We start from the raw sequence: 26,592 nt of genomic DNA, 5'->3' as shown, positions 1-26,592 counted from the left end.
TGTTAATTAGCGTGAATAACGTGACGGGTTTGTTCTGCTAAAAATATTTTAAGGTCATAAAATGAAAACGGTACATTTAATTCAACATACGCACTGGGATCGTGAATGGTATTTCACTGAGAATGATTCAAAAATTGTTCTTTATTATTTCATGAATGATTTAATAAAACATTTAGAAGAAGACCCTTCTCTTGGCCCATTTGTCTTAGATGGACAGACTGTAGTGTTGGAAGATTATTTACAGGTTGCACCAGAAAGGCGTGATTGTTTACAGAAATTAATTAAACAAGGTCGAATTCTTATTGGGCCTTGGTATACACAAACGGATTTTTTAGTGGTGGGAGCTGAATCCATTACGCGTAATTTATTATTGGGCAAAGCCGATTGTGATCAATGGGAAAATTATATGCCAATAGGTTATGTGCCTGATTCATTTGGACAAAGTTCGCAACTTCCAATGTTTTTACAAGAGTTTGGCATTAACCATGCGGTGGTATGGCGCGGCTGGTGTGAACATGATGTTGCCAGTAGTGAATTTATTTGGAAATCGCAGTCAGGCCATCGAGTCACTACGGCGGTATTACCTTGGGGGTATGGTTGTGCGAAATGGCTGCCTGATAACCCAGAAAAAGCGTCAGCTGTTTTGCCTGCAATCCTAGAAAAACAGGCTCGGTTTGCTCATTCGGACCAGATATTGTTACCTAATGGTAATGACCAGTCGCCATTTGAGTATGCCGTTCCTAGAATGCTTGAGCAGCTAAATAAAGTACAAAATGACTATTATTTTGTCAAAAGTAGCTTTAGTGCATTTTTTGATGCGCTTCAAGCTAATAGTTCGGGATTACCTGAATTCGAAGGTGAATTACTGAGCTCGAAATATATGCGTGTCCACCGCGGTATTTTTTCCACACGGGTGGATATCAAATTATTAAATGCACAGTTAGAGCAATTTGTTAGCCAACAACTCGAGCCACTTTTAGCGATTAATTGGCGGCTTGGTTTGCCTTACCCACAAACCGCGATTGATAATATTTGGCGCAAAGCGATGCAGTCGCATGCCCACGACAGTATTGGTGGGTGTAACTCTGATCGTGTTAATAGCATGGTAAAAGCGCGCTTAAAAGACGGCTTAGAAAGTGCGAATCAACTGTTTGATCTGAATATGAAAATGCTTGCTTGTGGGATAGAGGCGACCCAAGAAGGTAAAAAAGTGATTATCTTCAATTCATTGCCACATAAAAGAGATGCGCAGGTTCGCATTACACTTTATACACCGGAAAAACAATTTTGTATTAAGGACGATGCAGGAAGACCTTGCCGCTGGCAACTTATTCACGAAGAAAAACAGGATATGTCATTGATCGTACAGGAACTAGCAAATAGTACAACAACGACATGGTATCGGAAGTGTGAAATATTACTTGAAGCGAAAGACTTGCCTTCCTGTGGTTATCGGACTTTTTATTTACTTGAAGGTGAAAATGCGGGCTTTGACACTCCTACCCATATTCAGGCTGAGAATATATTAGAAAATGAATGGTTGAAGCTCGAAATACATCAAGGGCAGTTGATGCTAACCGATAAACGCAGTCAGCAGCATTATCCGAACATTCTTCGGTTAATTGATGGTGGGGACGCAGGGGATAATTATAACTATTCGCCACCTGAAAATGATTGGTTAATCAGTAGTGATGGCCATTTAGAGCAATTTGATTGTATCAGGGCGCCTTTAATGGATTCGCTTATGCTTAATTGGCTGATACCCGTTCCTCAAAATGCGATGGCCCGCCAAGAAAAGCAAGCTAATGCGCATTTAACTGCCACCATGAAACTTTCTTTGCCTCATGATAAGGCATGGTTAGATGTTGAAATCACGATCAATAATACAGTCGAAGACCATCGAATCCAGGTAGAGATCCCTACGGTAGTTCAACAGGTATTTCATTTCGCAGACCAACCTTTTGGTTTGATCCAGCGAGAAAATCAGCCAGCTGCCATGAAAATATGGCGAGAAGAAAACTGGACGGAAGCACCAACGGCACTCTATCCAATGCAAAGTTTGGTAATGCAATATGATGATAAAAAAGGTATGTGTGTTGTTACGAAAGGGCTCAGAGAGTATGAGATACCAGCAAACCAAACCGATATTATTCGCGTAACCCTGCTGCGCAGTGTGGGTTGGTTAGGCCAAGCCAATCTCACTTGGCGGCCGGGACGTGCATCGGGTATGGTTCTTCCATCACCAGAGTCACAAATTCAGGGGCTCCATCATTTCCATTTTGCCATACTGCCGATAGACAATAGTCAAAGTTCCCAACTTTGGCGTGATATTGAGCATTGGCGTTTACCTGCGTTTGGTTACCTAGACTCTGGTTGGTCTCAATTTAAAACTAACCCTCATTATATTGTTTTTCCTGATATTTATAGTTTACTGACGTGGGATAGCGAGCTGCATTTCAGCACTTTGAAAAAAGCACAGAACCAAGAATCACTTATTTTGCGAGGGTGGAACCCAAGTAGTGAAACCAAAACTTATTCAGAGCCTAAGTCGAATACACAGATACACCAAGTTACTTTATCGGAGTCTCCATGCATAAATACAGATAAAGCAGCCCCTTGTACGCCTGTGTCTTGGTTGATTAATTAATAAGGAAAAGTAATGAAAGTACTTACATTTCGTTGTGAGTTACCAAATGGTATTCATGCAAGACCAGCGAGTGCAATTGAGCAAAAAACAGCTTGTTTTCAATCAGATATTTTACTTTTTAATAAAAGTAAACAACGCCAAGCCAATGCGAAAAGTGTGCTGGCTCTTGTTGGTGCAGATGTCACTGTTGGTGACGAATGTTATTTTACAATCAGTGGAAATGATGAAAATCTAGCTTATGAAAAACTAAAAATATTTATTGAGCAAGAGTTTATTCATTGTGATGGATTAATGCCGAAAAAAGATAAACCAGAACAAGGAATGATCCCGATATATCTGAGCCGGACACTATCCCAAATTATTCAGGGTGACGGTGTTAGCAAAGGTATTGCAAAAGGTAGGTCTATTTATATGGAATCTTTTGATTTACAAAAGATTTCATTATCAGAGCCATCGAGTTCACAATCAGAGCAATGTGAAATACTAAAACTTGCGTTACAAAGAGCTCGTCAGCAATTTAGTCTAGACATTCAGCAAGCTGATAAAGCAGCGGTTGATATTCTAGAGGCACAAAGCCAATTATTGGATGATGAGGATATTGAAGCCTGCTTGCTTGAACCAAGAGAGGCACGTAATGCGATTGCGGCGTTATCAATGGCAATTGAGGAACTCAGCTTGCCATTTCGAAGCAGTAGTAATGAATATTTACGCCAACGTGAGTTAGATATTAAGGATTTGGGATTGCGTATAGCGAGGCATCTTGGTATTCAATCTAAAATACAACTTCCTAAATTAACAGAAGATTCGATTATTATTTGTCAAGGATTACTAACTCCAAGCGAATTATTGGCATTGAGAGGTGAATATTTGCAAGGTATTGTGATGGCTACAGGCGCAGAAATATCACATACCGTTATTTTAGCGCAATCTTTCTCTCTTCCTTTAATATGCCTTTCATCCTCTATGATTGAATCAATCCAATCTGCTCATGTTTTATTGGTAGACACGCAATACGATTTATTAATTATTGAACCTGATGTATATGCAGATAATTGGTTCAAGCTTGAAAAATATAAATTATCTCATTTGGCTAGTTCTACGAATAAACCAAAAATTAATTATTCAGTATTGGACCCGTCTTTAATTTTTCTTGATGAAAAAATGGAAAGTAAAGAGGAAGTCATTAAACGATTAACTGATAATTTAGAGATTAATCACCGAGCTGACTCAGGAGCACAAGTTGAACAAGCAATATGGCAGAGGGAAGAAATTTTTAGTACGGCATTAGGTTTCTCAATTGCAATACCGCACTGTAAATCACCTTTTGTTAAACATAGTAGTATTTCAGTATTGCGTTTACCGAATGAGCTAGCGTGGGGAGACAATGTTGATGTTAAATTGGTAATTATGCTAACAATTAATGATTCAGATGAAAATCAGCATATGCGAATCTTTTCTGTTCTCGCACGTAAATTAATGCATGAGTCTTTTAGAAATGAAATATTAAATGCGAAAAAATCAAAATATATTGTTGATTTATTAAAGTTGGAATTAGGGATGTGAGATAAGAATATAAAATAATTTTAAAATTTTAATAAGGTTAATTTTCTTTTAAGTTACTTAAAGGGATGGGATGGTTTTTTCAAAAAAATAAGGAGTGTATATACATAAAAGATAACTAATAACTCATTGTTTTAATCGTTAAATAAAAAATAAATATTAATTATAGGAATCAGTTTATGAAAAACTTAACTCTAGGTATCTCTACGTTATTATTTTGCACAGCAGCGAATGCGACATATATTGACTATCGTCATGAATGGTTAGGGGATGAGCATCGTCATGAAGATCGTGTCAAAATTGGCCATAGCATGCAAAATGGAACTTATTTTAGCCTTGAAGGAAAATGGAGAAGCCGAGATGGCGGTTTCGGTGAAAACCTATCATCAAAAGGAAATGAGGTTGAAGTCGGTTATAAATATAAAGCCACAAAAGATTTTGTTTTAACTCCTTCTTTTGCGCTAGATTCAGGAGATAAAGATACAGCTTATAAATTCAGTGTCAAAGCTGCTTATAATTTAACGGATGATTTTAATATTGGAACTCGTTTACGTTATGGCGTAAGGCATTATGATAACTCTAATAAGCCTAAAAAAGATAATCAACATTATTGGCAGAGTAATTTTTATTTAGGTTATAAGTTGCAAGATTTCTCATTAAGTTATGACTTTGAATATAAATTTGATACTGATTATCCCGCATATAAAGGTAAAGAAAAGGATTATGCACATAATCTGAATGTGTCTTGGATTGGTAATAAGACATGGGTTCCTTATATTGAATTAGGCTATGTTTCCTATGATGACGGTTCATACGTCAAAAATGGACAAACTTACCGTGATGCATGGCAGTGGCGTTATCGTGTTGGCATTGCATATAACTTCTGATAGAAATAGTTAATTATCTAAAGGGAACAAATATGAACAATAAATTAAAATATGGTTTTGCCCTTGCATTAATGTCCGTTGGAACTGTCGCAATGGCAAATGACCCTACGGCTCAATCTTATAATTATCGCGTCGCGTTTATGCCCGACATCCATTTTCATGATGTTTATGGGCAGTTTGCTGATAATGCATTTGAAGGATTAAAAAATAGTAAAAGTGGTCAAAATGCCGTTATTCGTTCTATGTATGCGCAATTAACCTCTACGCGTTTATTTAATGAAAATTATTTTGCTCTACGTGCTGCACTTGATGATGCAGGTAAGAAAGGTATTAAACTCATTGCATTACCTGGCGATTTTACCGATGACGGCCAACCTATTCATTTACGTGGGCTAGTGAAAGTCTTGCAAGAGTACGAGCAAAAATATGGTATGCGTTTCTTTGCAACGCCAGGAAATCATGATCCGAACCGCCCATTTGATATGCCAGCAGGAAAGGAAGATTTTCTTGGAATTGATGGTAAAACTCAACGTATCTTTAGTTTAGGGGCTAATGAGTGTACGGGATATAAAGGAAAAACGGCCGTTATAGAAACGGGCGCTGAGTTACCGACAATTTGTACCGAAGAAATGGTATATAGTGGTTATGGTCGAGTGATGGATGCAATGAAATCGTTTGGTATTAATCCACTACCAGAAGATATTTATTGGGAAACGCCATACTCAAACTATGATTCTCAAGGTTACAGCTATGAAGCAGCTTTAAAATCCAGTGATTTTAACCAAAGACAGTATGAAATTTGTACTCAAGGAACAGGCGGTAAATATAAGCAGGAGGGATATGGGCCTTGTTTTAATGTTGCAGACAGTAGTTACCTTGTTGAGCCTACTCCTGGTTTGTGGTTAATGGCCGTTGATGCCAATGTCTATGTTCCTTCTGAAAAAGCAGATATTAACCACCCTAAGGCGGCTAAAAACTTTGCGGGGTCGGGGAATGCGGGTTACAACAAAATGTTGACACACAAACAACAGACTGTTGAGTGGATGGCGGATGTTGCAAAGCGCGCGAAAGAACAAAATAAAACATTAATCACGTTTAGCCATTTTCCGATGGTTGAATTTGATAATGGCGCAGCAGATGACCTTGAAACCATTTTTGGTAAAGGTAAATTTCAGTTAGAAAGGGCTCCAAAAGAAGACACGAGCCATGCAATGGCAAAAACAGGCATCGGTGTTCATGTTGGCGGTCATATGCATTTTAATGATACAGGTGTACGTAAGTATTCGGATGGCAGCTTACTTTTTAATATTCAAGCTCCCTCAATGGCAGCATATGTCCCTGCTTATAAAATATTGAATTTTAGAAATGCCAATGAAATTGATGTGCAAACTATTATAATAGAAGATGTACCTCGGTTTGATGAGTTATTTGAGCACTATCAGCAAGAATGGGATCACCTCAAAAATACCAACTCGTCGCATCTTTGGAATAAAGATATCTTAAGCGCAAATAATTATTATGACTTCACTAATTGGCATATTACTGAACTGACACGTTTACGTTTTATTCCAGAGGAATGGCCATGTGAAATTCGTCAAATGTTATTTAGTTTGAATGGTGAAGAGATGCTTATTTTAAGCCAATTAGATACAAAGAAAGCTTATAATGAAGTATTAACGGCACCATTGAGCCAAAATCATGAAATCTGTGCAAACGACCCTGGGACTGTTAATGTCACCGAAATCTATTTGAAGAAAGACTCTGATGCATGGAAAAAAGCCAGTGATAAAGCCGCTATTCTTGCTAAAAATACAGGGTATCAGTTAAAGGACTTTGCAAAATGGAATGGTTTTGATCTTGCTGTGGATTTTTATCGTTTACGTAATGCAGACGAGCTTGCGTTACAAGATATACCTGTAGAAAGATTAAATCAGTATCGATTCCTCACAGGAACCTTGTTATCGTCATTACCAACTGAGACTGACAAAATTAATGCGGGTAGTTCATTTGAAAATATTTTTAAATTACGTTTTGGCAGTATTTTCACTGTAATTGATAAATATCTACAAGGAAATCCGAGTCGAGATTTTTATCTTAATATTGAGTCTGGTGAAATTAAACCAATGAATGTTAATCAAGCTAGTAATTAGATTAACGATAGATAACATGGCTATAATAATGAAAAATCACTAACATCACTTGTGTTAGTGATTTTTTATGATAAAAATCATCCAGTTTATGGGGGATTATGAATTTTCAATTCGCTAATATTAACTAGTAACCAACTTAAATGGGTAAGTAAAAAATAATAGATGCCCTAAATTCAACCCGAAATGAATTGATACTGCCAGCCATAATTTACCACTCCACATCCAAGCTAAGCCATAAATCAAACCAGCTAACGTAGCAAAGAGAATTAACAACGGCCCACCAGCAAAATGCACTGCACCAAATAACAGTGAAGTAATAACTAATGCGAGGTAAGGTGATTTTAACCAAAGGGTTAGGCGTTGCTGTAAATAGCCACGAAATAGCGCTTCTTCTGCTAATGAAACAAAAAATAGATTACAGAGCATAAAAGCAGGTAACCAACTAGGAAAATGCCATTCAAAGGCTAACCCACCAGCAGCAGTCGCAATTAGCAATAAAAGTGGAACAAAACTAACTAATAGTGCCCATTGAACTTTAGTTGCATGTTTGGCTGGACGGCAAATAAATAATGTTGGTAAGCAGGCAAGTAAAATAAAAGGGACGAGTGCCTTATCAAAATTAAAATACATTGTGAAAGGAGCGCTATGTGTTCCTACTGTGACTTTATCTAGATATTTCAGGTTATTAAAACCAGGAAATAAGTGAATGAATAACCCGATCGCACAGATTAGTAAGGTGATTTCACTGATAATTTTTATGGGTAGGTAGTGTTGGAAACGCAAACGAATAATGGCAATTAACGTAATACAAGCTAAGAGTAGAATCGCTTGCCAATCAATAATGTGTGTGTATGCAGCAGTAATGATTGTGCAGATGAGTAAAAAAAGAGCAATTAAACGATGTGTTGCAAGTGTAGCAAGTGAAGAGGCTAACATTAACCAAGCCATAAAGAATATCCATTATAATGTCTAAATTATTAGAAGAGGCGAAGTGTAATGATTTTGTGTGATTTTTCTAATTGAAAATAACTGAATAATAATAAATTAAACAAAATCAAATGGTTGTAATTAGATAATTTAGTTATCATCTATTAAACATTAGATTAAATTTGCCAATAGTTTCATCGTATCTATTGGCAAATAAGTCAAAAATTAGAGCGCTTCAATATCGTAACGGTATTTTCCATTATCAGGGACAAAAGTGAGCCGATGCGTAATACAAGCAGGGGCATCTTCATGATGATGGGTAACGAACAGGAGTTGTGTGTTACCTTGGCTTAGCATTACATCAATAAACCGCAGTACTAATAATCGGTTAAGACCATCTAAGCCTTGTAATGGCTCATCTAAAATCAGCATGGCAGGGTGTTTAACTAGCGCTCGGGCAATCAAAACTAAGCGCTGCTGCCCCCACGAAAGACTATGGAAAGGTTGCTGAGCTGTTTGTGTTGAAAAACCTAACAAAGCTAACCATTCATGCGCTAATTGTATTTGACGGTCAGAAGGTGCTTGGTACAAGCCAATAGAATCATGAAAACCGGAAATAATGACATTGAGTACACTGGTTGCGACTCGGTATTCTTGGTGAATGCTATTGCTGACATACCCAATATGGCGCTTAATATCCCATATGGTTTCTCCTGACCCACGACGGAGGCCAAATAAGGTTAAGTCATTACTGTACCCTTGAGGGTGATCTCCTGTAATCAAGCTCAGTAACGTTGATTTTCCTGCTCCATTTTCGCCGATAATTTGCCAGTGTTCGTTTGGATTTACCTGCCAATTTAAACCGTGCAGTATCGGTTTGTCATTGTAGCTAACGGTCCCATTTCTCAAAATAATACGAGGCGTTGTATCATCCAGTTTTTCGTCTGCGGTTGGGTCTTCGGTTTCAGGGATGAAAAGATGTTTAATTTTCTCGCTGTGCTGTAATTGTGTGATTAGCGTGTTAGCGAGTACTGACTCTCTATTTCCCGCCATCGTTAGCTTACAGTCTGCGACAACACCCATATTTTCAATAAATTCAGGGAGTTCATCAAAGCGATTTAGCACTAACACCAAGGTGAGGCCTTTTTCAGACAAACTAGAGAGTAGTTCACTAAGATGATTTCTTGAGTAAACATCTAAGCCATCAAATGGCTCATCAAGGATTAGCAAGTCAGGGTTGCCCATTAATGTTTGGCATAATAAAACCTTACGAGTTTCACCGGTGGAAAGGTATTTAAAGCGACGCGAAAGTAAGTCACTGATACCAAAGCGAGCGGCCAGTTCGAGACAAAATTCATTGTCTTTATGGTTAAATTGAATGATTTCAGCAGCGGTATACCCTGTGTCATCTTCATCATCACTGAGCATATCCGTATTGTTGCGCTGCCATTCTTCATTGATGATTTTTTGTAATTGTTCAAATGATAAACGAACTGGAGAGGTGAATGTATTTTTTACGACACCCGAAAGTGGAGGGAGCTCATTGGAAAGCACTCGAGCGAGTGAAGATTTACCGCTGCCATTAGCACCAATAAAAGCCCAACTTTCCCCTTTTTCGATGTTAAGTTGTTGAATGTCTAAAGTCTGGATTTCGCTGAGCTTAAAGTTGCCATGTTGTATTGTTATTGTGCTCATCAAGCTTCCTTATCATGATTATTTACCTTGTCATCTATCACAAATAATCAGGATTGAAGATAAAGTCAACAACTGAACGGCATGGCAGGAAAAAAAAGGTGAATGCTTACTTACTTTTATAGTAAGTAAGCAGGACAAATTAACACAGGGTGGCAATAATCACTTGGTCAGCATTGAATAGTGCAGTAACGCTATTATTAATTTTCAAAGATTGGCTATCAATTTCACTGTTTGGCATGGTTGAACATAAAGTTTCACCGCCTGTGAGTGTCACTATCACTTCGCTGTTCTCATCACCTCTCTCCAAAGTGGTAATTTTCCCTGCAAGGTAGTTATCAAAGCCTGTTGGGTTAGGTTGTTTAGTTATTTTTACCCAAGGTGCTTTAATCAATGCGAGAACTTCTTTACCTTCGGTTAACCCTAAACGGTTAGCACTTTGCTCTGTTAGTGCGGCATTAATCACAGTGCTGTTATCGGCTAAGCGAATTTGTACATGTTGTTGAACTTGCATATGGTCACGGGAAATTAAAGTACCAAAAAATTGGTTACGGGCACTGGTTTGCAATGAAAACCGTGAAATAGCCGCTAATAAGCTGTCTAAAGGGAGATTATCTTCTTTGAGTACATCAAAGGCTTTTTGTTGAATTTGCGCCAGTAAATCATAAAGTTGAAGTAATCTTTCACCATAATGGGTGAGTGTTGTGCCGCCACCGCCTTTGCCACCTGTTGCTCTATCAACAAGGATATCATCAGTGAGTTGATTCATTTCATTGATGGCATCCCAAGCACTTTTATAGCTGATCCCTGCGAGTTTAGCGCCTTGGCTGATTGACCCTGTCGCTTTAATTTGTTTTAGTAGCGCGATACGGCGAGGATCAGCAAATAAACTGCCCTGTAGTTTCAGTGTGAGTAAAATTTCGGCCTGCATAAATTTCTCCCTTCCGGCGTGGCTGGTGATGACAGACGTAAAAAGCACGTTTAGTATGTCGTTAGTATAATATTTTGTCTAAAATAGTCTCCATTATAACGTAATTGTGCGTTATTATTCTGATTTGATTTATACTCAATGTACTGAGAGTCAAGTTTTCCCTCGTCGGCGTATCTTGTAGGCTGGTGGGCACAGTATCACTGAAGAGGTTTTTTCCTATGTTTGAACTAATTAAAAGTTTGGGTTTTGCCCTGATGATGGTTCCAGTCGTTATGTTTTTGATCATGGGTTTGATCTATGGCTTGGGTGCATTCTTTAACTTACTGTCTAAAGCACATGTACCTCATCATCACAACACTGAAAACAAGTAATTTTTAACAAAATTTCTTATGTGGCTGATTATAGGCCCCCTGACTGTAAATGCAGTCAGGGGGTTTTTCATATTGGAGAGGAATTTCATGATGGTCGGTATTCGTTATCGTAGTAAGTAGAAAATAATTGCCGACGTTCATGAAGATTAAATTGCTCTTGTTCATAAATTGTTTTATTTAAGAAATCTTGGTGGAATTGTTTGAGCGTTTTATCAGGATCTTGCTGAATATTTTCAGTTAATTGCTTTATTGCTGCAATAACAAATAATCCACAGCCATTAGGTACGTTCTGTTGGATGTTTCCTTCTATGTAAGTGATATCTTCTTCAGTAACACCGCCCTTTTTGGCTGCCACTGTTATTTCTTTTCGAATATCGGTACTCACGTTATCGTATGAATTAAATAGAATGCATTTTCTTTTATTATTCGCTGATTGATGTATTGGATCTGCCTGATAGAGCACAAATAAGATCCAATGGTTATCATTAACATTGATAGGGAATAATTCGAGTTGGTTTAATGTGTTGCTATTCAAGACTTTTTGTTCAATTATTTCTGCTAATAAATTGTACCCGCTTTGGGTGAGGCCTATTGAGTCATTGACCGTCATATTTGATGGCAAAGTTGGGTTATTTTTATTGCTTGCATCAATCTCATCACTTGTTGTCATCCTGTTATTATCCCAAAGAGTGGATTCCGTAGGTTCATTTTTCATCAATAGTTTTGTTAAACCAAGTCTATCAATAACTTTTTCTATTGCAGATCCGACAATATAAAGCAGCTTAGAAGGGGTCGTTAGTTTCGAGTCTTTTAGGTGTTTTTTGGTTTTTGTATTAAGGTGTAATTGATATAATTTTTTGCTAGTTTCTTGTATTTCTTTATCTATACCTTTCTTTGCAGGCAGCTTTCCGCTAAATAAATCAAACAGAATATTTTCTGCTTTTCTTCCCTCACTGTCTTGCCGTAGAGCGATATTGTGTAATAAATCGATACTCTCTAAGTTCCCATTACTAGCCGATTTTGCTAAAGAAGCTAAGGTTTCAGATGCTATTTCTTTATCAAACAGTCCATTAAACTGTTCGACTGTTAATTCTGCCATAAAGTGCGTACTAAGCTTTGTCGGAAAGGCCACCATATAATTACCTTTGCTATGTCATTTGTAAAAGTGGAATGGAATACTGAAATGTGCACAACTTGTGCCGATAAAGTTATAAGGGCAATAGAAAGTTTTCTATAGAAAAACGATTTGGGTACTTGTGTGTTTTTTCATCAGCTAATTTATCCTTTAGGGAAAACATGCAACAAAATTGCATCATTTCTTGCGCCAGCACACTTTTATCGCGAGTTTGACTTTAAGTTATCGCTGTGTCCTGTTATATATAACGTGTCGATTAATACTAGGGTAGATAAAAATGAAAAAAGGTTTGGTATCACTTCTCGCGGGCGCAACATTGACATTAACGATGGCTAGCCACAGTTTTGCAGCTGATAAAATTACGGTTTTTGCCGCTGCATCACTGACTAATGCATTAAATGAAATCTCAGAACAATATAAGAAAGACACCCAAGTTGAAGTTGTTGCTTCTTATGCATCTTCTTCGACTCTAGCTCGTCAAATTGAGCAAGGTGCTCCCGCTAATTTATTCATTTCTGCTGACCAACAGTGGATGGATTACGCTATTGATAAAAAGTTGATGGTCGAAGATACACGCTATACATTATTAGGTAATGAATTGGTGTTAATCGCACCGAAAGATGCAAAAATTGATAAAGTCGAAATCAATAAACAAACGGATTGGAAAAAATTGCTAGATGGTGGCCGTTTAGCCGTTGGTGATCCTGACCATGTCCCTGTTGGTATTTATGCCAAAGAAGCGTTAAGCAATTTAGGCGCATGGGAAACGGTTAATCCACTATTAGCGCGTACGAATAATGTGCGTAGTGGTATGGCATTAGTTGAACGCCAAGAAGCCCCTTTAGGGATTGTTTATGGTTCTGATGCTGTCGCTAGCCAAAAAGTCAAAGTGGTCGGTGTGTTCCCAGCAGATACACATAAACCTGTTGAATACCCAATGGCAATTGTTAAAGATCAAGATAACCAAGCAACGCGTGATTACTATGAATACTTGAAAACCCCTGCGGCTTCAGAAGTATTCAAACGTTACGGTTTTGAACCTCGAACTAAATAAACGTTAAGAGAGCATTTTTTTGCAGATGTTAAGTCCTTATGAATGGGAAGCGATTTACCTAAGTCTAAAAGTATCCAGTGTAGCTGTAATTTTCAGTTTACCATTAGGTATTTTAATTGCGTGGGTATTGGTTCGCTGTAATTTTCCTGGAAAAACACTGCTTGATAGTATTATCCACCTACCACTGGTATTGCCGCCAGTGGTAGTGGGGTACTTACTGTTGATCAGTATGGGTAAACGCGGTTTTATCGGTGAATGGTTATATAACTGGTTTGGCTTTAGTTTTACCTTTAGTTGGCGGGGCGCTGCGCTTGCGTCTGCCGTGGTTGCATTTCCACTAATGGTGCGTGCAATTCGTTTAGCGCTTGAAGCGGTTGACCAAAAATTGGAGCTAGCAGCGAGGACATTAGGTGCGACACCATTACGTGTATTTTTCACGATAACCATTCCGCTCTCTCTTCCCGGCATTATTGTCGGAACAGTGTTAGCCTTTGCACGTTCGCTTGGTGAATTTGGCGCCACAATTACTTTTGTTTCGAATATACCAGGTGAAACACAAACCATCCCATTAGCGATGTACACCTTAATTGAAACGCCGGGGGCAGAAGTAGACGCTGCGCGCTTATGTGTCATTGCGATTATTTTAGCCTTGATTTCATTATTGATCTCAGAGTGGCTAACCCGCTGGGGTAAAAAGCGTTTGGGAGTGGCCTAATATGTTAGAACTCGATTTTTCACAAAAATTAGGCGACTTACAGTTAGAAGTTAAAACGCAATTGCCAACGGAAAGTATTACCGCGGTTTTTGGGCTTTCTGGCGCAGGAAAAACCTCGCTTATCAATGTGATAGGTGGGCTAACTAAACCCAGTAAAGGGCGTGTTGTACTCAATCGTCGTACATTGGTGGATGTAGAAAAAGGGATTTGCTTACCGCCCGAACAACGCCATATCGGTTATGTATTTCAAGATGCACGGTTGTTTCCTCATTATCGGGTGAAAAGCAATTTGCGTTATGGCATGGCGCCTGAAATGAAAGCCCGCTTCGACGATATTGTCGGGCTGCTTGGTATTGAAAAATTACTCAATCGCTACCCGATAACCCTTTCTGGTGGTGAAAAACAACGAGTTGCCATAGGTCGTGCATTGCTTACAGCCCCTGAAATTCTCCTGATGGATGAGCCGTTAGCCTCTTTGGATTTGCCCCGAAAACGGGAATTGCTGCCGTATTTAGAAAAGCTTTCTCAAGACGTTAAAATTCCGATTTTATATGTCAGCCATAGTTTGGATGAAATTTTGCGTTTAGCAGATAAAGTCATCGTGATGGCACAAGGTAAAGTTAAAGCCTTTGGCGCCTTGGAAGATGTTTGGGCAAGCAGTGCTTTGCGTCCTTGGCTACAGCAAGAAACGTTAAGCAGTGTGGTCAGTGCAACTGTACATAGTCAACACCCTGATTATGAAATGACAGCGGTGATTGTGGGGAGTCAAAAACTGTGGATCCCACGTGTTAACGCACCACAAGGCACTAACGTTCGGATACGTATTGATGCATCGGATGTATCTTTGGTGCTTGAAAAACCACAAGTGAGCAGTATTCGAAATATTTTGGCCGCAGAAGTGGTTGAATGGATTGAAGATGGCGAACAAGTGGATGTGAAGCTAGATTTAGGCGAAGAACATTATTTATGGGCACGTATTACCCGCTGGGCAAGGGATGAGCTGTCTATTCGTAAAGGTAGAAAAGTGTATGCGCAAGTGAAGGCTGTATCGCTATCTCGTCATCTATAATCACTCGTCGTTCTTGGCGTTGTGACAATAGAAAATAAGAAAAGGAAAGCTAAGCTTTCCTTGAATTAATAAAATAATTGGACGTTACAGAACGTACTTACGGATAACTTCAGCAATACCCGGTTCAGTATTAACTCGAGTCACGAGCTTAGCTTGTTGCTTGATTTCATCAACCGCATTACCCATCGCGACACCTAAACCTGCGGTTGTCAGCATACTTAAATCATTGAAATTATCACCAAAAGCGACAACATCATTCATTGTCATCCCTTGGGATTCAACCCATTCCTTTAAGCGTTGGCCTTTACTATTACCTTTACGGCCGACATCCACCTGATCCATCCAAGACCATTCACAATCTAAACCAAAGTCATTTTCAATTTCACTAACGACTTGATGAAGTTGATCTGTATTTGGTGAGCTAACAGCAAATTTCCAAATAGAATCATAGTTATGCATCACATCAGCGTAATCTTCAACAAATTCAATGGTTGGACGCTGTGCAACAGGTAAGGATTCAGCCCAATTTAATGTACGTTTAATGCCTTCTGTTTGCGCGTTATAGAGCATCGCATTATCAACATACATTAAATGTTGAATATCAGTACCACGCAGTTTATCGATCATTTGCGTGACTGAATCGAGGGTCATCGGATTAGATTTTAGGACTTTTTTGCCTAAATAATCGTATAGATAAGTTCCGTTACAGCAGATCGCTGGTGTATCAAGGTCTAAGGTTTGGTAAAACGGATGAATAGCGACATGATGACGACCTGTCACAATGATGACCTTAACGCCTTGGCGACGGGCTTCCTGTAAGACAGCTAGAGATTCCGGTAGAATTTTCTTTTGGTGATCAAGTAGTGTTCCATCAAGATCGAGCGCAATAACGCGGTATGACATAAACGGCTCCACGTGATTTTAGAGTTATCTATACGATGATTGGCAGCATCAGTATAGGAGATGAGGATATATTGAGCACAGCTATAAACTATCATATTCATGTTAGTAAGCTAAGGTTGTTTTATCATCATAGCGGATAATAGTAACGAACTGAACCGTTTTAGTATCACTATTATTTGTTCTTGGCACGATATATATAGTGGTGTTGGTGTCATTTTTTACAGTTAAAGCGAAATTAAACTAATAGCTGCGATAAATTGTAGATAATATTAATTGGCATTGTTAAATCTAGCTGTTGTTGAGGTTGTCTGTCAGAGACAGATATTCCATATTGTTTAGGTAGATACTTTTGATGTGAAAAGCTCAATATCGACTATGATTTTAAAATTTTAAGATAATGAGGCGTTTTTTTAGTAAATTGCAGAATTGAAATTTCGAACGCTCAAAAAGTTGTTAGCATGGACTCATACTACATTGAAGTGATTTGTGGCGAAGGTTATTTAGATAGTATTTAGCATCTTGCTAGTAAGAATAAAGGGTTTATTGTGGTAGCCAATAAAACTTTGATGTTACATTAAAAAATCAAGTTGAAATAATATACTTCGTTATTTATTAAAAATAAACAAGCATAATATAAAAAGTAATTTTCTTAGATTGTTTTCTTTGTAAAATATTAACTAATATGCATGTCGTTTTAAATTGAAAATAAATTTCATGCGAAATAGTTGGGCCATTAATATGGGGATTTAATTATATGAGGTTGGCGATAATTGGATGTGGGAATATTGTAAGAAAGGAACACATACCTGCATTATGTAGTTTGGGGGTGAGTATTAGTGCGCTGTGTGATATATCGATAAGTAATATTTATAAAACAAAATTATTATTAAATTACAGTCCTCCTACTTATTTATGTTATCGTAAAATGTTCGATGAAATTGAGCCAGATACAATTATTATTGCTCTTCCTCATGAGTTATATGAAAATGTAATTTTTTATTGCTGTAAAAATAATATAACAATAATAAAAGAGAAGCCATTTGCTTTAAATGTCATGCAGGCGAAAAAATTAAAGAATTTAATAATTAAAAATGATATGAGATTTTTTACTGTTTGTCAAAAGAGATATACGTTAGCTTATGAAAAACTGAAAGAATATTTAATCTCAACAGAAGAAAAAGTCTCCCAAATAGAAATAAGATACACTATTCCTAGTAAAAATCCAAATAGTGACTGGAGAAGCAGTCATGCGAGTTCTGGTGGTGGTGTTTGGTTGGATATGGGCTATCGCATTGTAAATTTAGTAAACTATTTATTTGATGGAGATGAAATTAATGTTAATTACTCTAGGTTAATAAATACTTCTTCTGGTGAATATGATGTTGATGATGTTGCTTTTGTAGAGTTACAATGCAGAGATACAATTATTTTTATATATATATCATGCGTAGGATATAAGAAACATGAAGATGTAACGTTAATAAGTAATAATTGTATTATTTATGGAAATGAAAATATAGTTCAGGTTAAGTCAAAGAAACAAAAAATAATAAATGAATTTAATTTTATTAATGCACTTGAGTCACCATTTGTTCGTATGTATCGAGAGCTTTTTTTCAGTGATTCTCAAGACAGTTTCAATAGTAACTTAGTCAGTTCACTTGCCGTGACCGATATTTTAGAAATTGCTTTCAAAGAAAGTGGTTATAAAGCGATAAAATAAAAAGGAATGGAAGTATGATGAAATCAAAATACTGTAAGTTTAGTCATCCAATTATTACAGATGAAATTAAAGATAGTGTTAATAGGCAACTTTTTGAAGATATCTCAATTTATGATAATGGTGGAATTTACGAGCGCCTAGAAAGTACATTTAAAGAAATTTTTGATGTAGAAAATGCAATTGCTGTTAATTCTGGTACTACAGCATTATTTTCCATGTTTTATGGTGCTGGTATAGGCCGAGGGGATGAAGTAATAGTCCCTAGCTATACATTCTTTGCTACATGCTCTCCACTCCACCAGCTAGGCGCTGAGCTAAAATTTGCAGACTGTGGGGATAATGGCAATGTAGATCCAAAATCCGTAGAAGCCCTGATTAGCGATAAAACAAAAGCGGTGATTATTACACATATGTGGGGGATACCGTGTGATATGGATGAACTGATAGATATATGCGAACGACACGAAATTCTTTTATTAGAAGATAGTTCTCATGCACATGGAGCAACTTGGGATGGCAAAATGATTGGGAGTTTTTCTGATGGTTCTGCTTGGAGTTTTCAGGGTAAGAAAATACTAACTTCAGGCGAAGGTGGCTTCTTTGCCACTAAGCATCGTGAATTCTACGAACGAGCTGTGTTAGTCGGGCATTTTAATAAGCGTGCAAAAAAGGAAGTGAACACTGATAGTTTAAGAGATTTTGCTATTACAGGGACTGGCCTTAATTTACGAATGCACCCACTTGGTGCTTCGGTTGTTATGCCTCAGATGCTAAACTTTGAGCAGATGATGCAAGAAAAAAGGGAAACTGCTCATTTATTGAAAACTGGAATTGAGCAGATCGATGGTTTAAAGATAGTTCGCATTCCTAAAAAAGCGAACCCAGCTTGGTATGCCATGCCAGTTATGTTTGATCAGTCTAAATTTTCAATTGGTCTGCATGAATTCGTAGATATATTAAACCAAGCTGGTGCACTTGAGGCTGATATACCTGGCTCAACGTGCCCTATCAATGAATATTCTCTCTTTCACTCACCAAATAAAATCTCTCGTGACTATGGTGAGAAAATTCGAATTAATAAAGCTTATTTCGGAAATGCTATAAAATTTCACAATAGTATGTTTAAGTTGGATATTTGGTACGGAGAAGAGCGTTTCAATTTTATTGATAATTATTTATCAATCATTTCATCTGTTGCAGAGAAGTATCGAAGATGATAGAAAAATATATCCCTCATTCAGTCATGTCCAAACTTAAAAACTATGATCGTGTTGTTGTAGGCGGTTTAATCAAAGCTGGACATGATTCAAAAATTCTTTTTTTGAAGCGTTCAGAAGGCGAGTTCATGCCAAATGTATGGGAAATTCCTTCTGGTGGCATGGAATGTGATGAAGATATGCAGACAGCGCTTAGTCGTGAAATCGCAGAAGAAACCGGAATGATAATTATTGAAATTTCTGGGTTTTCCGGTGCGGTTGAGTACCAAGCAATGGGCCAACGTTGTATCCAATTAAACTTTAATGTTTCATGCTCTGGTCATGTTTGTTTAAGCTCTGAGCACTCAGATTTTGCATGGTCTACTGTTGAATCATTCAAGGGAAATCTTGATCGTTTTATGTTGAGAACGTTAGGGTTGCAATGAGTTACCAAAAAGCTAGTTAAGGAGTTCTACAGTGTTAAATATTGCTTTAGAAGCCGCGAATACTGCTAGTAAATATTTACTAAAAGGTTTTTACGAAGCTGGTACATTTACCAGAAAAATAGATAACACCATTGTTACCGCTACAGATCTTAAAGTAGAAAATGTGATAAGAGAAGTACTTCAGGCGAGAACTCCACATATTCCTATTTTAGGGGAGGAGTTCGGAACAAATATTGAAGGTGAATTTTCTACCGGATGGATAATAGATCCTATTGATGGAACACGAGCATTTTTGTATGGCGTTCCATTATTTAGTACGTTAATTGCTTATGTTGAAAGTGGCATTCCCCTTGTCGGAGTTATATCATTTTCCGCTATTGATTCTATATATTATGCATCGTTAGGGAACGGGTGTTGGTCTAAAAAAGGTGATCTTGCACCAAAACGGATATGCACTCAGATAAAAAAAACGAAAAAATTAGGCGAAGCTGTTGTTTCGATATCAGGTATACACAGTACCAATTTTGATAACAGAGAAGGTAACAAAGCTTACAATCTATCAAATGTCGTTAATTCTGCTCAAGATATGGTTTTTATAAATGATTGTTATCAGCATTTAATGGTAGCAGCAGGAAGGATCGATTGTGCTATTGATACGTTAATGAAACCATGGGATATCGCGGCTATTTTACCTTGCCTTACTGAAGCTGGAGTTTATTATGCAAACATTAATGGTAATAAAACAAACGTGATCAATGGGGGAAGTTTGGTGTCAGCATCCTCCTCTGAGTTATTGGATGAATTAATTGTAGCTTTAAATTCATGACGCTGAACTTTGGCGCTATTTACTCACTGTGATTTGCATAATATAGGGTATAGTGAAGCCAATGTAGTGGACTATAGATACGGTTTTGTATTTTTATCATGAATTAAGGAGTCAGGATGAATCAGGTTGTTTATATTGCGAGCCCCGAGAGTCAGCAAATTCACGTATGGTTGATGAATGAGGTTGGGGAACTTACTCTTTTACAAACAGTAAAAACACCAGGCCAAGTGCAACCTATGGTATTAAGCCATGATAAAAAATACCTTTATATTGGTGTGCGCCCGAATTTTCGTGTCGTAACCTATGAAATTGAAGGCAAAGGGACACTGCGTTTAAAAGCAGAAACATCCGTTCCGGGAACGCCAGTTCACTTATCATTGGATAACACGGGCAAATATTTATTTGTTCCTTCATATCATCAACATAATCTATCAGTTCTGACTATCAATGATGAAGGTGTACCAAACCAAGTCGTTCAAGTGATTGAAGGATTGCAAAATCCACATTCGTCTCATGTTGATGTTGATAATCAACAGCTTTGGGTGCCTTGCTTAGGTGAAGACCATATCCGTTTATTCGATTTACATGAAAATGGTTATTTAACCGAAGCAACTGCAGACCAAATTACTACGGCTGAAAAATCTGGCCCTCGTCATCTGGCCTTCCATCCGACTGAAAAGGTCATTTATTGTGTGAATGAGTTAGATTCAACGGTAGGCGTATATCGTAAATTCACTCGCTATCGTAACATGCAAACTTTGGCAAATTACCCATTAGGTAACGAAAGCCAGCGCTGGGCTGCCGATATCCATATTACGCCAGATGGCCGCCATTTATATGTTAGTGAACGTTCTGAAAGCTACCTCAGCCACTATCTGGTTTCTGATGACGGTTGCGAGCTAACATTAGAAGCACGTTACCCAACAGAGACGCACCCAAGGGGCTTTAATATTGATGCGACAGGTCGTTTTTTAATTTCCAGCGGGCAAAAATCAGACCACGTTTCAGTTTCTGAAATTGACCCGATTACGGGAAAATTGCGTTTATTAGCACGCTATGGGGTAGGGAAAGGACCTATGTGGGTCACTATCCTTTAATCTTCGTCATACTTCGAGCTATAGCGGTGTTGGCTTCACTCGGCTACTTGGGTCACATACTGGTGTATGCTCCCCAAGATATCCTCGATTGCCGCCTTGCTATAACTCGAATTATTTAGAAGATTCTCTAGTTAAAAATCTAGTTAAAAATCTAGTTAAAAATCTAGTTAAAAATCTAGTTAAAAATCTAGTCAAAAAATCGACTTAGATTAAGATTGAATTTATTGAGTTATCCCAACACTTTTGCCATCGTATTCGTCACGTTGCTCAGTTGCTCTGGGGTGATGATGTACGGTGGCATTACATAAATCAGTTTGCCGAATGGGCGAACCCAAACACCATTTTCCACAAATACTTTTTGCAAAGCCGCTGTGTTTACAGGTTTCTTCATTTCAATCACGCCAATTGCACCTAGAACTCTCACATCTGCTACGCTAGGATGGGATGCTAATGGTGTTAGCTCAGTCTTAAGTTGTTGTTCAATAGTGGTAATTGTTGTTTGCCAAGGGCTATTGAGCAGCAAAGTCAGGCTAGCATCTGCAACGGCACAGGCAAGTGGGTTGCCCATAAAGGTTGGGCCATGCATAAAACAACCCGCTTCCCCATTGCTAATAGTTTCTGCAACGTGGCGGGTTGTGATCGTTGCCGAAAGGGTCATATAACCACCGGTTAATGCTTTTCCTAAACACATAATATCCGGTGATATATTTGCATGATGGCAAGCAAACAATTTGCCTGTACGACCAAACCCCGTAGCGATTTCATCGGCAATTAATAATAGACCATATTGATCGCATAAATGGCGAACTCCCTTTAAATATTCAGGGTGATAGATGCGCATTCCACCAGCGCCTTGAACAATCGGTTCAAGGATGATCGCTGCAATTTCATGGCTATTTTCGGCAAGTTGTACCTCAAGAGGGTGCAAATCTGCACTATCCCATTCATCGTAAAAACCGCATTGTGGGGCTTCCACAAAAATATGCGGAGGTAAATACCCCTTATACAGGCCATGCATTGAATTATCAGGGTCACAAACGGCCATCGCACCGAAGGTATCACCATGATATCCATGACGTAATGTGAGGATCCGTTGACGCTTTTCCCCTTTGGCTTGCCAATATTGCAATGCCATTTTCAGAGCAACTTCAACCGCCACTGACCCGGAATCGGCAAGAAAGACACATTCGAGTGGCTCTGGCGTGATTGCAACCAACTGCTTGCATAGATTCACTGCGGGTGGGTGCGTAATTCCACCAAACATCACATGGGACATTTTGGCTAATTGCGTTGTGACCGCTTGGTTTAATACAGGGTGATTGTAACCATGAATGGCTGCCCACCATGAAGACATCCCATCAATTAATTTTACCCCACCGGCCATGATTAGCTCGGCTCCATGGGCTTCAACAATCGGGTAAGCCGGAATTGGCTGGCTCATCGAGGTATAAGGGTGCCAAATATGTTTGGCATCAAACTGAATATCTACGTTATCCATTTGCTGTTATCGTCAACTTTTTTATCTCATTTTAGTTGACATGATAATCACAATATTTAAACTGGCAACAACTTTTTCAACTGGAGCGTTTCCGTGAGCCAATTAAAACAGTGGACAATAAAACAAGCTAATGAACTGTTTTCAATGCCTTTTTTTGAACTATTATTTCAGGCACAGCAAATTCATCGCCAACATTTCGACCCCCAGCAAGTGCAAGTCAGCACTTTGTTATCAATTAAAACTGGAGCTTGCCCTGAAGATTGTAAGTATTGCGCGCAAAGCGCTCGCTATAAAACAGGGCTAGAAACTGAAAAATTAATGGAAGTTCAGCAAGTTCTGGAATCGGCGAAAAAAGCAAAACAAGCAGGTTCAACCCGTTTTTGTATGGGCGCGGCATGGCGTAACCCGAAAGAACGCGATATGCCTTACCTTGAAATGATGGTAAAGGAAGTGAAGTCATTAGGAATGGAAACTTGTATGACTTTAGGGATGATTGATAATTCCCAAGCTCAACGCTTAGCAGAAGCAGGATTAGATTATTATAACCATAACCTTGATACCTCTCCAGAATACTACGGCAATATTATTACGACTCGCAGTTATCAAGACCGCTTAAATACACTCGAAAATGTACGAGATGCAGGGATCAAAGTCTGCTCGGGTGGGATTTTAGGCTTAGGTGAAAAAGTTAGTGACCGAGCGGCCTTATTAGTCCAATTAGCCAATTTACCGAAACCGCCAGAAAGTGTGCCGATCAACATGTTGATGAAAGTTGAAGGCACCCCAATGGCAGATAACGAAGATGTCGATGCATTTGATTTTATTCGTACTATTGCCGTTGCACGCATCATGATGCCAACGTCATACGTTAGGCTGTCTGCAGGCCGTGAATACATGAATGAGCAAACCCAAGCATTATGTTTTATGGCCGGTGCAAACTCCGTATTCTACGGGTGTAAATTATTAACGACGCCAAACCCTGACGAAAACAAAGACTTGGCGCTATTTAGAAAACTGAATATTAACCCTGAGCGTATTGAAACCGACGAAGGGGATAACCATCAAGCTGCTAAGTTAGCCGAAACGTTGTTAACTGCTGATAACGCTCAATTTTATAACGCTGCAGTATAATGACTTGGCAATCATTTATACAAAACCAGATAGCGCAGCGTAAGCAGGCGTCTATCTGGCGTCAACGTCAGTGCATTGATCATGCGAATGGTAGGTCTCTTTATTTTTCCGGAAAAGAATATCTCAACTTTTCATCCAATGACTATTTGGGGTTATCTCACCATCCCCAAGTGGTTGCCGCTTGGCAACGTGGTGCCGATGAATATGGCGTGGGGAGTGGGGGATCGGGACATATCACAGGGTTCACCAAAGCGCATGATAAATTAGAGCAAGCGCTCGCTGGTTGGCTAGGCTACCCAAAAGCCTTATTGTTTATTTCTGGATTTGCTGCGAACCATGCGGTGATCACCGCATTAATGACGGAAAAAGATCGTATCTTAGCGGATAAGCTCAGCCATGCATCGATCATGGAAGCCTCGATTCATTCGGGGGCTCAATTAAGGCGCTTTCAGCATAATAATCCATTATCACTCGAAAACTTAATCCACAAGCCTATTTCGGGAAAAACGCTTGTTGTGACGGAAGGCGTTTTTAGTATGGATGGTGATAGTGCTCCCCTTCAACAATTACAGGAAATAGCAAGAAATCAGCATGCTTGGTTGATGGTTGATGATGCACATGGTATTGGCGTTATCGGAGAACAAGGTCGTGGTAGCTGCTTTGCGAGTGGGGTTAAACCTGAAATTTTAGTCGTAACATTTGGTAAAGCATTTGGTTTAAGTGGCGCAGCGGTGCTGTGTGATGAGCCAACGGCTGAATTTTTCATCCAATCTGCACGCCATTTAATTTATAGCACTTCGATGCCTCCGGCTCAGGCCGTTGCTCTTCTAGCGGCCGTTGAGCAAATTCAGCTTGCGGATCAGGCACGAGAAAATCTTAAGCAACATATTGAATATTTTAGACATAATGCTGATTTTCATGGCATGCAACTGACTGATTCAACGACGGCTATTCAGCCATTAATTGTTGGCGAAAACCAAGCTAGCCAACAGTTAGCCAATTTTTTACGCAACAAAAATATTTGGGTGCAAGCGATTAGGCCGCCAACGGTTCCGCCCGGGAGTGCTAGGCTACGGATCACGTTAAGTGCTGCACACCAACGTCAAGATATCGATCAATTATTGGAGGCTTTACATGACTTTATCGCTCAGTCGTGAAAAGCATAAAATTGCAGCGGCATTTGGCCGTGCAGCTAAAAGTTATGATGCAGTGGCAAGTTATCAACGATCAACAGGAACACAACTCCTTGATCATCTGACTTCAGCCTTAAATCACTCACAATCAACGGCGCCATTGCATATTTTAGATGCAGGGTGCGGTACGGGCTATTTTAGCTATAAATTGAAAAACCAAGGGCATCGCGTCACTGCATTAGACCTTTCTGTGGGAATGCTTGAAATGGCACAAACGAAAGCCGTGGCCGATCACTATTTATGTGCTGATATAGAATCCATTCCATTAGATTCACAAACCTTTGATGTGGTTTTTTCAAATTTATCGGTTCAATGGTGCCAAGATCTGAGTAAAGCATTAAGCGAATTGTATCGGGTGACAAAACCGGGTGGAGTTGCGGTGTTCACTACGCTTGCAGAGCATTCTCTCACAGAATTATCTTCAGCTTGGCATTCACTTGATGGCTATTCGCATGTGAATTCCTTTCTCAGTGTTCAACAGATACGAAATAGTTGTCAGTCATGGAGACATAAACTTATTTTTCAGAAGGATACACTCTATTTTCCTGAGTTAATAGCGTTGCTCCATTCATTGAAAGGGATTGGCGCGACACATTTGACCACTGGGCGTAAAGCTGGGCTAGTGACTCGCCAGCATTTGCAGCAACTTGCTTTGCTCTATCCAATGACAGAGCAAGGCCTACCTTTAACTTATCATACGGTGTTTGGAGTGATTTACCGTGACTAAAGTGTATTTTGTAACAGGAACGGATACAGAAGTAGGGAAAACCGTTGTAAGTTGTGCTTTACTGCAAGCCGCAGGTTATCAAGGTTTGAACACGGTGGGCTTTAAGCCCGTTGCATCTGGAAGTGAACTCACGGTAGACGGGTTGCGTAATAGCGATGCGTTATTATTACAAGCCAATAGCCGAGTAAAATTACCCTATCAGGTGATTAACCCGATTGTGTTTGAAGCACCCACTTCGCCACATATTATCAGTGAAGAATTAAATCAACCTATTGAATTTTCAATAATCAATCAAGGGTTGGCTTATTTGAAATCTCAAGCTGATTGGTTATTAGTGGAAGGTGCTGGTGGCTGGTATACCCCGTTATCCGTAGAAAAAACGTATGCAGATTGGGTGATTGAACAGCAGTTACCCGTTATTTTAGTGGTTGGTGTTAAGTTAGGTTGTATAAACCATGCATTGTTAACCATGGAATCTATCGAGGCTTCAGGTTTGCCTGTGGCTGGCTGGGTCGCCAATGAAGTTGAACCTGCTGGTCGTTTCCAAGCACAATATTTGCTGACACTTAATCGAATGATTAAGGCACCTTGTTTAGGTGTGATCCCACATCAAGACACTCTTAACGGTGAATTAGGCAGCTATTTAGATCTTTCTTTATTAACTCTTTGATTATATAAAATTTATAAATATTTTACCCCAAGTAAGTCAAGTGC

General features: G+C 38.9%; 23 protein-coding genes. 17 read left to right on the top strand and 6 right to left on the bottom strand.

Features of this window, described 5'->3' with window-relative positions:
* The first annotated feature begins 61 nt into the window (after window positions 1-61).
* The 4 genes from P3L37_RS13995 (at window position 62) to P3L37_RS13980 (ending at window position 7,244) form a co-directional block, all read left to right on the top strand.
* Window positions 62-2,647: a glycoside hydrolase family 38 C-terminal domain-containing protein gene (locus tag P3L37_RS13995; protein ID WP_109910951.1), complete on the top strand. Its 2,586-nt coding sequence runs from the start codon at window positions 62-64 to the stop codon at window positions 2,645-2,647.
* Window positions 2,648-2,659: 12 nt separating this feature from the next.
* Complete coding sequence (locus P3L37_RS13990; RefSeq protein ID WP_109910952.1) at window positions 2,660-4,210, top strand: fructose PTS transporter subunit IIA; 1,551 nt, start codon at window positions 2,660-2,662, stop codon at window positions 4,208-4,210.
* Window positions 4,211-4,386: 176 nt separating this feature from the next.
* The gene (locus P3L37_RS13985) at window positions 4,387-5,094 is read left to right on the top strand and encodes an oligogalacturonate-specific porin KdgM family protein (protein ID WP_109910953.1); all 708 of its coding nucleotides are present in this window, start codon (window positions 4,387-4,389) and stop codon (window positions 5,092-5,094) included.
* Window positions 5,095-5,126: 32 nt separating this feature from the next.
* A complete protein-coding gene (locus P3L37_RS13980; RefSeq protein WP_110731792.1) occupies window positions 5,127-7,244 on the top strand; it encodes a metallophosphoesterase family protein in 2,118 nt (705 codons plus the stop codon).
* Window positions 7,245-7,364: 120 nt separating this feature from the next.
* Here the strand turns inward: P3L37_RS13980 and P3L37_RS13975 are convergent, their stop codons facing one another.
* From P3L37_RS13975 to modE, 3 genes are all read right to left on the bottom strand, one after another.
* A complete protein-coding gene (locus P3L37_RS13975; protein ID WP_109910955.1) occupies window positions 7,365-8,192 on the bottom strand; it encodes a CPBP family intramembrane glutamic endopeptidase in 828 nt (275 codons plus the stop codon).
* A gap of 204 nt (window positions 8,193-8,396) precedes the next feature.
* Complete coding sequence (gene modF / locus P3L37_RS13970; protein ID WP_109910956.1) at window positions 8,397-9,866, bottom strand: molybdate ABC transporter ATP-binding protein ModF; 1,470 nt, start codon at window positions 9,864-9,866, stop codon at window positions 8,397-8,399.
* Window positions 9,867-10,005: 139 nt separating this feature from the next.
* The gene (modE, locus tag P3L37_RS13965; RefSeq protein WP_004909124.1) at window positions 10,006-10,794 is read right to left on the bottom strand and encodes a molybdenum-dependent transcriptional regulator; all 789 of its coding nucleotides are present in this window, start codon (window positions 10,792-10,794) and stop codon (window positions 10,006-10,008) included.
* A 218-nt stretch (window positions 10,795-11,012) separates the two neighbouring features.
* On the opposite strand from modE, the gene P3L37_RS13960 reads away from it, so the two are divergent.
* Entirely contained in the window at window positions 11,013-11,165 is a 153-nt protein-coding gene (locus P3L37_RS13960) for an AcrZ family multidrug efflux pump-associated protein (protein ID WP_004909125.1), read from the top strand.
* 85 nt (window positions 11,166-11,250) lie between these two features.
* Here P3L37_RS13960 and P3L37_RS13955 read toward each other — a convergent pair whose 3' ends face one another.
* Complete coding sequence (locus P3L37_RS13955; protein WP_181937024.1) at window positions 11,251-12,264, bottom strand: ElaD/SseL family deubiquitinase; 1,014 nt, start codon at window positions 12,262-12,264, stop codon at window positions 11,251-11,253.
* A gap of 313 nt (window positions 12,265-12,577) precedes the next feature.
* Here P3L37_RS13955 and modA point away from each other — a divergent pair, with 313 nt between their 5' ends.
* Genes modA through modC form a run of 3 tightly spaced genes read left to right on the top strand, consistent with a single transcriptional unit; the run spans window position 12,578 to window position 15,138 of the window.
* Window positions 12,578-13,354 carry a molybdate ABC transporter substrate-binding protein gene (modA, locus tag P3L37_RS13950; RefSeq protein ID WP_109910958.1) on the top strand — a complete coding sequence of 259 codons (777 nt, stop codon included), beginning with the start codon at window positions 12,578-12,580 and terminating at the stop codon, window positions 13,352-13,354.
* Window positions 13,355-13,379: 25 nt separating this feature from the next.
* Window positions 13,380-14,069: a molybdate ABC transporter permease subunit gene (modB, locus tag P3L37_RS13945; RefSeq protein ID WP_109910959.1), complete on the top strand. Its 690-nt coding sequence runs from the start codon at window positions 13,380-13,382 to the stop codon at window positions 14,067-14,069.
* A 1-nt stretch (window position 14,070) separates the two neighbouring features.
* Window positions 14,071-15,138 carry a molybdenum ABC transporter ATP-binding protein ModC gene (gene modC, locus P3L37_RS13940; RefSeq protein WP_004909131.1) on the top strand — a complete coding sequence of 356 codons (1,068 nt, stop codon included), beginning with the start codon at window positions 14,071-14,073 and terminating at the stop codon, window positions 15,136-15,138.
* Between the two features lie 84 nt (window positions 15,139-15,222).
* Here modC and P3L37_RS13935 read toward each other — a convergent pair whose 3' ends face one another.
* Window positions 15,223-16,041 carry a pyridoxal phosphatase gene (locus P3L37_RS13935; protein ID WP_109910960.1) on the bottom strand — a complete coding sequence of 273 codons (819 nt, stop codon included), beginning with the start codon at window positions 16,039-16,041 and terminating at the stop codon, window positions 15,223-15,225.
* Between the two features lie 754 nt (window positions 16,042-16,795).
* On the opposite strand from P3L37_RS13935, the gene P3L37_RS13930 reads away from it, so the two are divergent.
* The 5 genes from P3L37_RS13930 to pgl all read left to right on the top strand — a co-directional run bounded on the left by P3L37_RS13930 (window position 16,796) and on the right by pgl (window position 21,329).
* Entirely contained in the window at window positions 16,796-17,764 is a 969-nt protein-coding gene (locus P3L37_RS13930) for a Gfo/Idh/MocA family protein (RefSeq protein ID WP_110731794.1), read from the top strand.
* 14 nt (window positions 17,765-17,778) lie between these two features.
* Entirely contained in the window at window positions 17,779-18,981 is a 1,203-nt protein-coding gene (locus P3L37_RS13925) for a DegT/DnrJ/EryC1/StrS family aminotransferase (protein ID WP_109910962.1), read from the top strand.
* On the top strand, window positions 18,978-19,406 hold the full coding sequence (locus P3L37_RS13920) for an NUDIX hydrolase (protein ID WP_004909135.1): 429 nt from the start codon (window positions 18,978-18,980) through the stop codon (window positions 19,404-19,406). Before P3L37_RS13925 ends, P3L37_RS13920 begins: the two co-directional genes overlap by 4 nt.
* A gap of 31 nt (window positions 19,407-19,437) precedes the next feature.
* Complete coding sequence (locus P3L37_RS13915) at window positions 19,438-20,232, top strand: inositol monophosphatase family protein (RefSeq protein ID WP_109910963.1); 795 nt, start codon at window positions 19,438-19,440, stop codon at window positions 20,230-20,232.
* 116 nt (window positions 20,233-20,348) lie between these two features.
* Window positions 20,349-21,329 (top strand): 6-phosphogluconolactonase, encoded by a 981-nt coding sequence (pgl, locus tag P3L37_RS13910; RefSeq protein ID WP_123382144.1) that lies wholly within the window; start codon window positions 20,349-20,351, stop codon window positions 21,327-21,329.
* A gap of 229 nt (window positions 21,330-21,558) precedes the next feature.
* On the opposite strand, the gene bioA is transcribed toward pgl, so the two are convergent.
* Window positions 21,559-22,827: an adenosylmethionine--8-amino-7-oxononanoate transaminase gene (gene bioA / locus P3L37_RS13905; RefSeq protein WP_109910965.1), complete on the bottom strand. Its 1,269-nt coding sequence runs from the start codon at window positions 22,825-22,827 to the stop codon at window positions 21,559-21,561.
* 93 nt (window positions 22,828-22,920) lie between these two features.
* Between bioA and bioB the strand changes: the two genes are divergently transcribed.
* From bioB to bioD, 4 genes are read left to right on the top strand one after another with little or no spacing between them, the layout of a single operon-like run.
* Window positions 22,921-23,958, top strand: coding sequence for a biotin synthase BioB (gene bioB / locus P3L37_RS13900; RefSeq protein WP_117162177.1), 1,038 nt, complete (start codon window positions 22,921-22,923; stop codon window positions 23,956-23,958).
* Complete coding sequence (gene bioF, locus P3L37_RS13895; RefSeq protein ID WP_123382142.1) at window positions 23,958-25,115, top strand: 8-amino-7-oxononanoate synthase; 1,158 nt, start codon at window positions 23,958-23,960, stop codon at window positions 25,113-25,115. The genes bioB and bioF overlap by 1 nt, the downstream gene beginning before the upstream one ends.
* Window positions 25,093-25,878 (top strand): malonyl-ACP O-methyltransferase BioC, encoded by a 786-nt coding sequence (bioC, locus tag P3L37_RS13890; RefSeq protein ID WP_109910968.1) that lies wholly within the window; start codon window positions 25,093-25,095, stop codon window positions 25,876-25,878. The genes bioF and bioC overlap by 23 nt, the downstream gene beginning before the upstream one ends.
* Window positions 25,871-26,548, top strand: a complete 678-nt coding sequence (bioD, locus tag P3L37_RS13885; RefSeq protein WP_109910969.1) for a dethiobiotin synthase — start codon at window positions 25,871-25,873, stop codon at window positions 26,546-26,548. The genes bioC and bioD overlap by 8 nt, the downstream gene beginning before the upstream one ends.
* The last annotated feature ends 44 nt before the right edge of the window (window positions 26,549-26,592 follow it).

The sequence above is a fragment of the Providencia sp. PROV114 genome (assembly GCF_032704305.1).
In the GTDB taxonomy this organism is placed as follows: domain Bacteria; phylum Pseudomonadota; class Gammaproteobacteria; order Enterobacterales; family Enterobacteriaceae; genus Providencia; species Providencia rettgeri.
The sequence above is the reverse complement of the archived record's forward strand: the minus strand, read 5'-3'. Positions and strand labels throughout refer to the sequence as shown.

What these genes read in the sequence shown, in the direction of transcription:
- P3L37_RS13995 (WP_109910951.1), top strand. Translation starts at nt 62, where the DNA reads ATGAAAACGGTACATTTAATTCAACATACGCACTGGGATCGTGAATGG.
- P3L37_RS13990 (WP_109910952.1), top strand. Translation starts at nt 2,660, where the DNA reads ATGAAAGTACTTACATTTCGTTGTGAGTTACCAAATGGTATTCATGCA.
- P3L37_RS13985 (WP_109910953.1), top strand. Translation starts at nt 4,387, where the DNA reads ATGAAAAACTTAACTCTAGGTATCTCTACGTTATTATTTTGCACAGCA.
- P3L37_RS13980 (WP_110731792.1), top strand. Translation starts at nt 5,127, where the DNA reads ATGAACAATAAATTAAAATATGGTTTTGCCCTTGCATTAATGTCCGTT.
- P3L37_RS13975 (WP_109910955.1), bottom strand. Translation starts at nt 8,192, where the DNA reads ATGGCTTGGTTAATGTTAGCCTCTTCACTTGCTACACTTGCAACACAT.
- modF (WP_109910956.1), bottom strand. Translation starts at nt 9,866, where the DNA reads ATGAGCACAATAACAATACAACATGGCAACTTTAAGCTCAGCGAAATC.
- modE (WP_004909124.1), bottom strand. Translation starts at nt 10,794, where the DNA reads ATGCAGGCCGAAATTTTACTCACACTGAAACTACAGGGCAGTTTATTT.
- P3L37_RS13960 (WP_004909125.1), top strand. Translation starts at nt 11,013, where the DNA reads ATGTTTGAACTAATTAAAAGTTTGGGTTTTGCCCTGATGATGGTTCCA.
- P3L37_RS13955 (WP_181937024.1), bottom strand. Translation starts at nt 12,264, where the DNA reads ATGGCAGAATTAACAGTCGAACAGTTTAATGGACTGTTTGATAAAGAA.
- modA (WP_109910958.1), top strand. Translation starts at nt 12,578, where the DNA reads ATGAAAAAAGGTTTGGTATCACTTCTCGCGGGCGCAACATTGACATTA.
- modB (WP_109910959.1), top strand. Translation starts at nt 13,380, where the DNA reads ATGTTAAGTCCTTATGAATGGGAAGCGATTTACCTAAGTCTAAAAGTA.
- modC (WP_004909131.1), top strand. Translation starts at nt 14,071, where the DNA reads ATGTTAGAACTCGATTTTTCACAAAAATTAGGCGACTTACAGTTAGAA.
- P3L37_RS13935 (WP_109910960.1), bottom strand. Translation starts at nt 16,041, where the DNA reads ATGTCATACCGCGTTATTGCGCTCGATCTTGATGGAACACTACTTGAT.
- P3L37_RS13930 (WP_110731794.1), top strand. Translation starts at nt 16,796, where the DNA reads ATGAGGTTGGCGATAATTGGATGTGGGAATATTGTAAGAAAGGAACAC.
- P3L37_RS13925 (WP_109910962.1), top strand. Translation starts at nt 17,779, where the DNA reads ATGATGAAATCAAAATACTGTAAGTTTAGTCATCCAATTATTACAGAT.
- P3L37_RS13920 (WP_004909135.1), top strand. Translation starts at nt 18,978, where the DNA reads ATGATAGAAAAATATATCCCTCATTCAGTCATGTCCAAACTTAAAAAC.
- pgl (WP_123382144.1), top strand. Translation starts at nt 20,349, where the DNA reads ATGAATCAGGTTGTTTATATTGCGAGCCCCGAGAGTCAGCAAATTCAC.
- bioA (WP_109910965.1), bottom strand. Translation starts at nt 22,827, where the DNA reads ATGGATAACGTAGATATTCAGTTTGATGCCAAACATATTTGGCACCCT.
- bioF (WP_123382142.1), top strand. Translation starts at nt 23,958, where the DNA reads ATGACTTGGCAATCATTTATACAAAACCAGATAGCGCAGCGTAAGCAG.
- bioC (WP_109910968.1), top strand. Translation starts at nt 25,093, where the DNA reads ATGACTTTATCGCTCAGTCGTGAAAAGCATAAAATTGCAGCGGCATTT.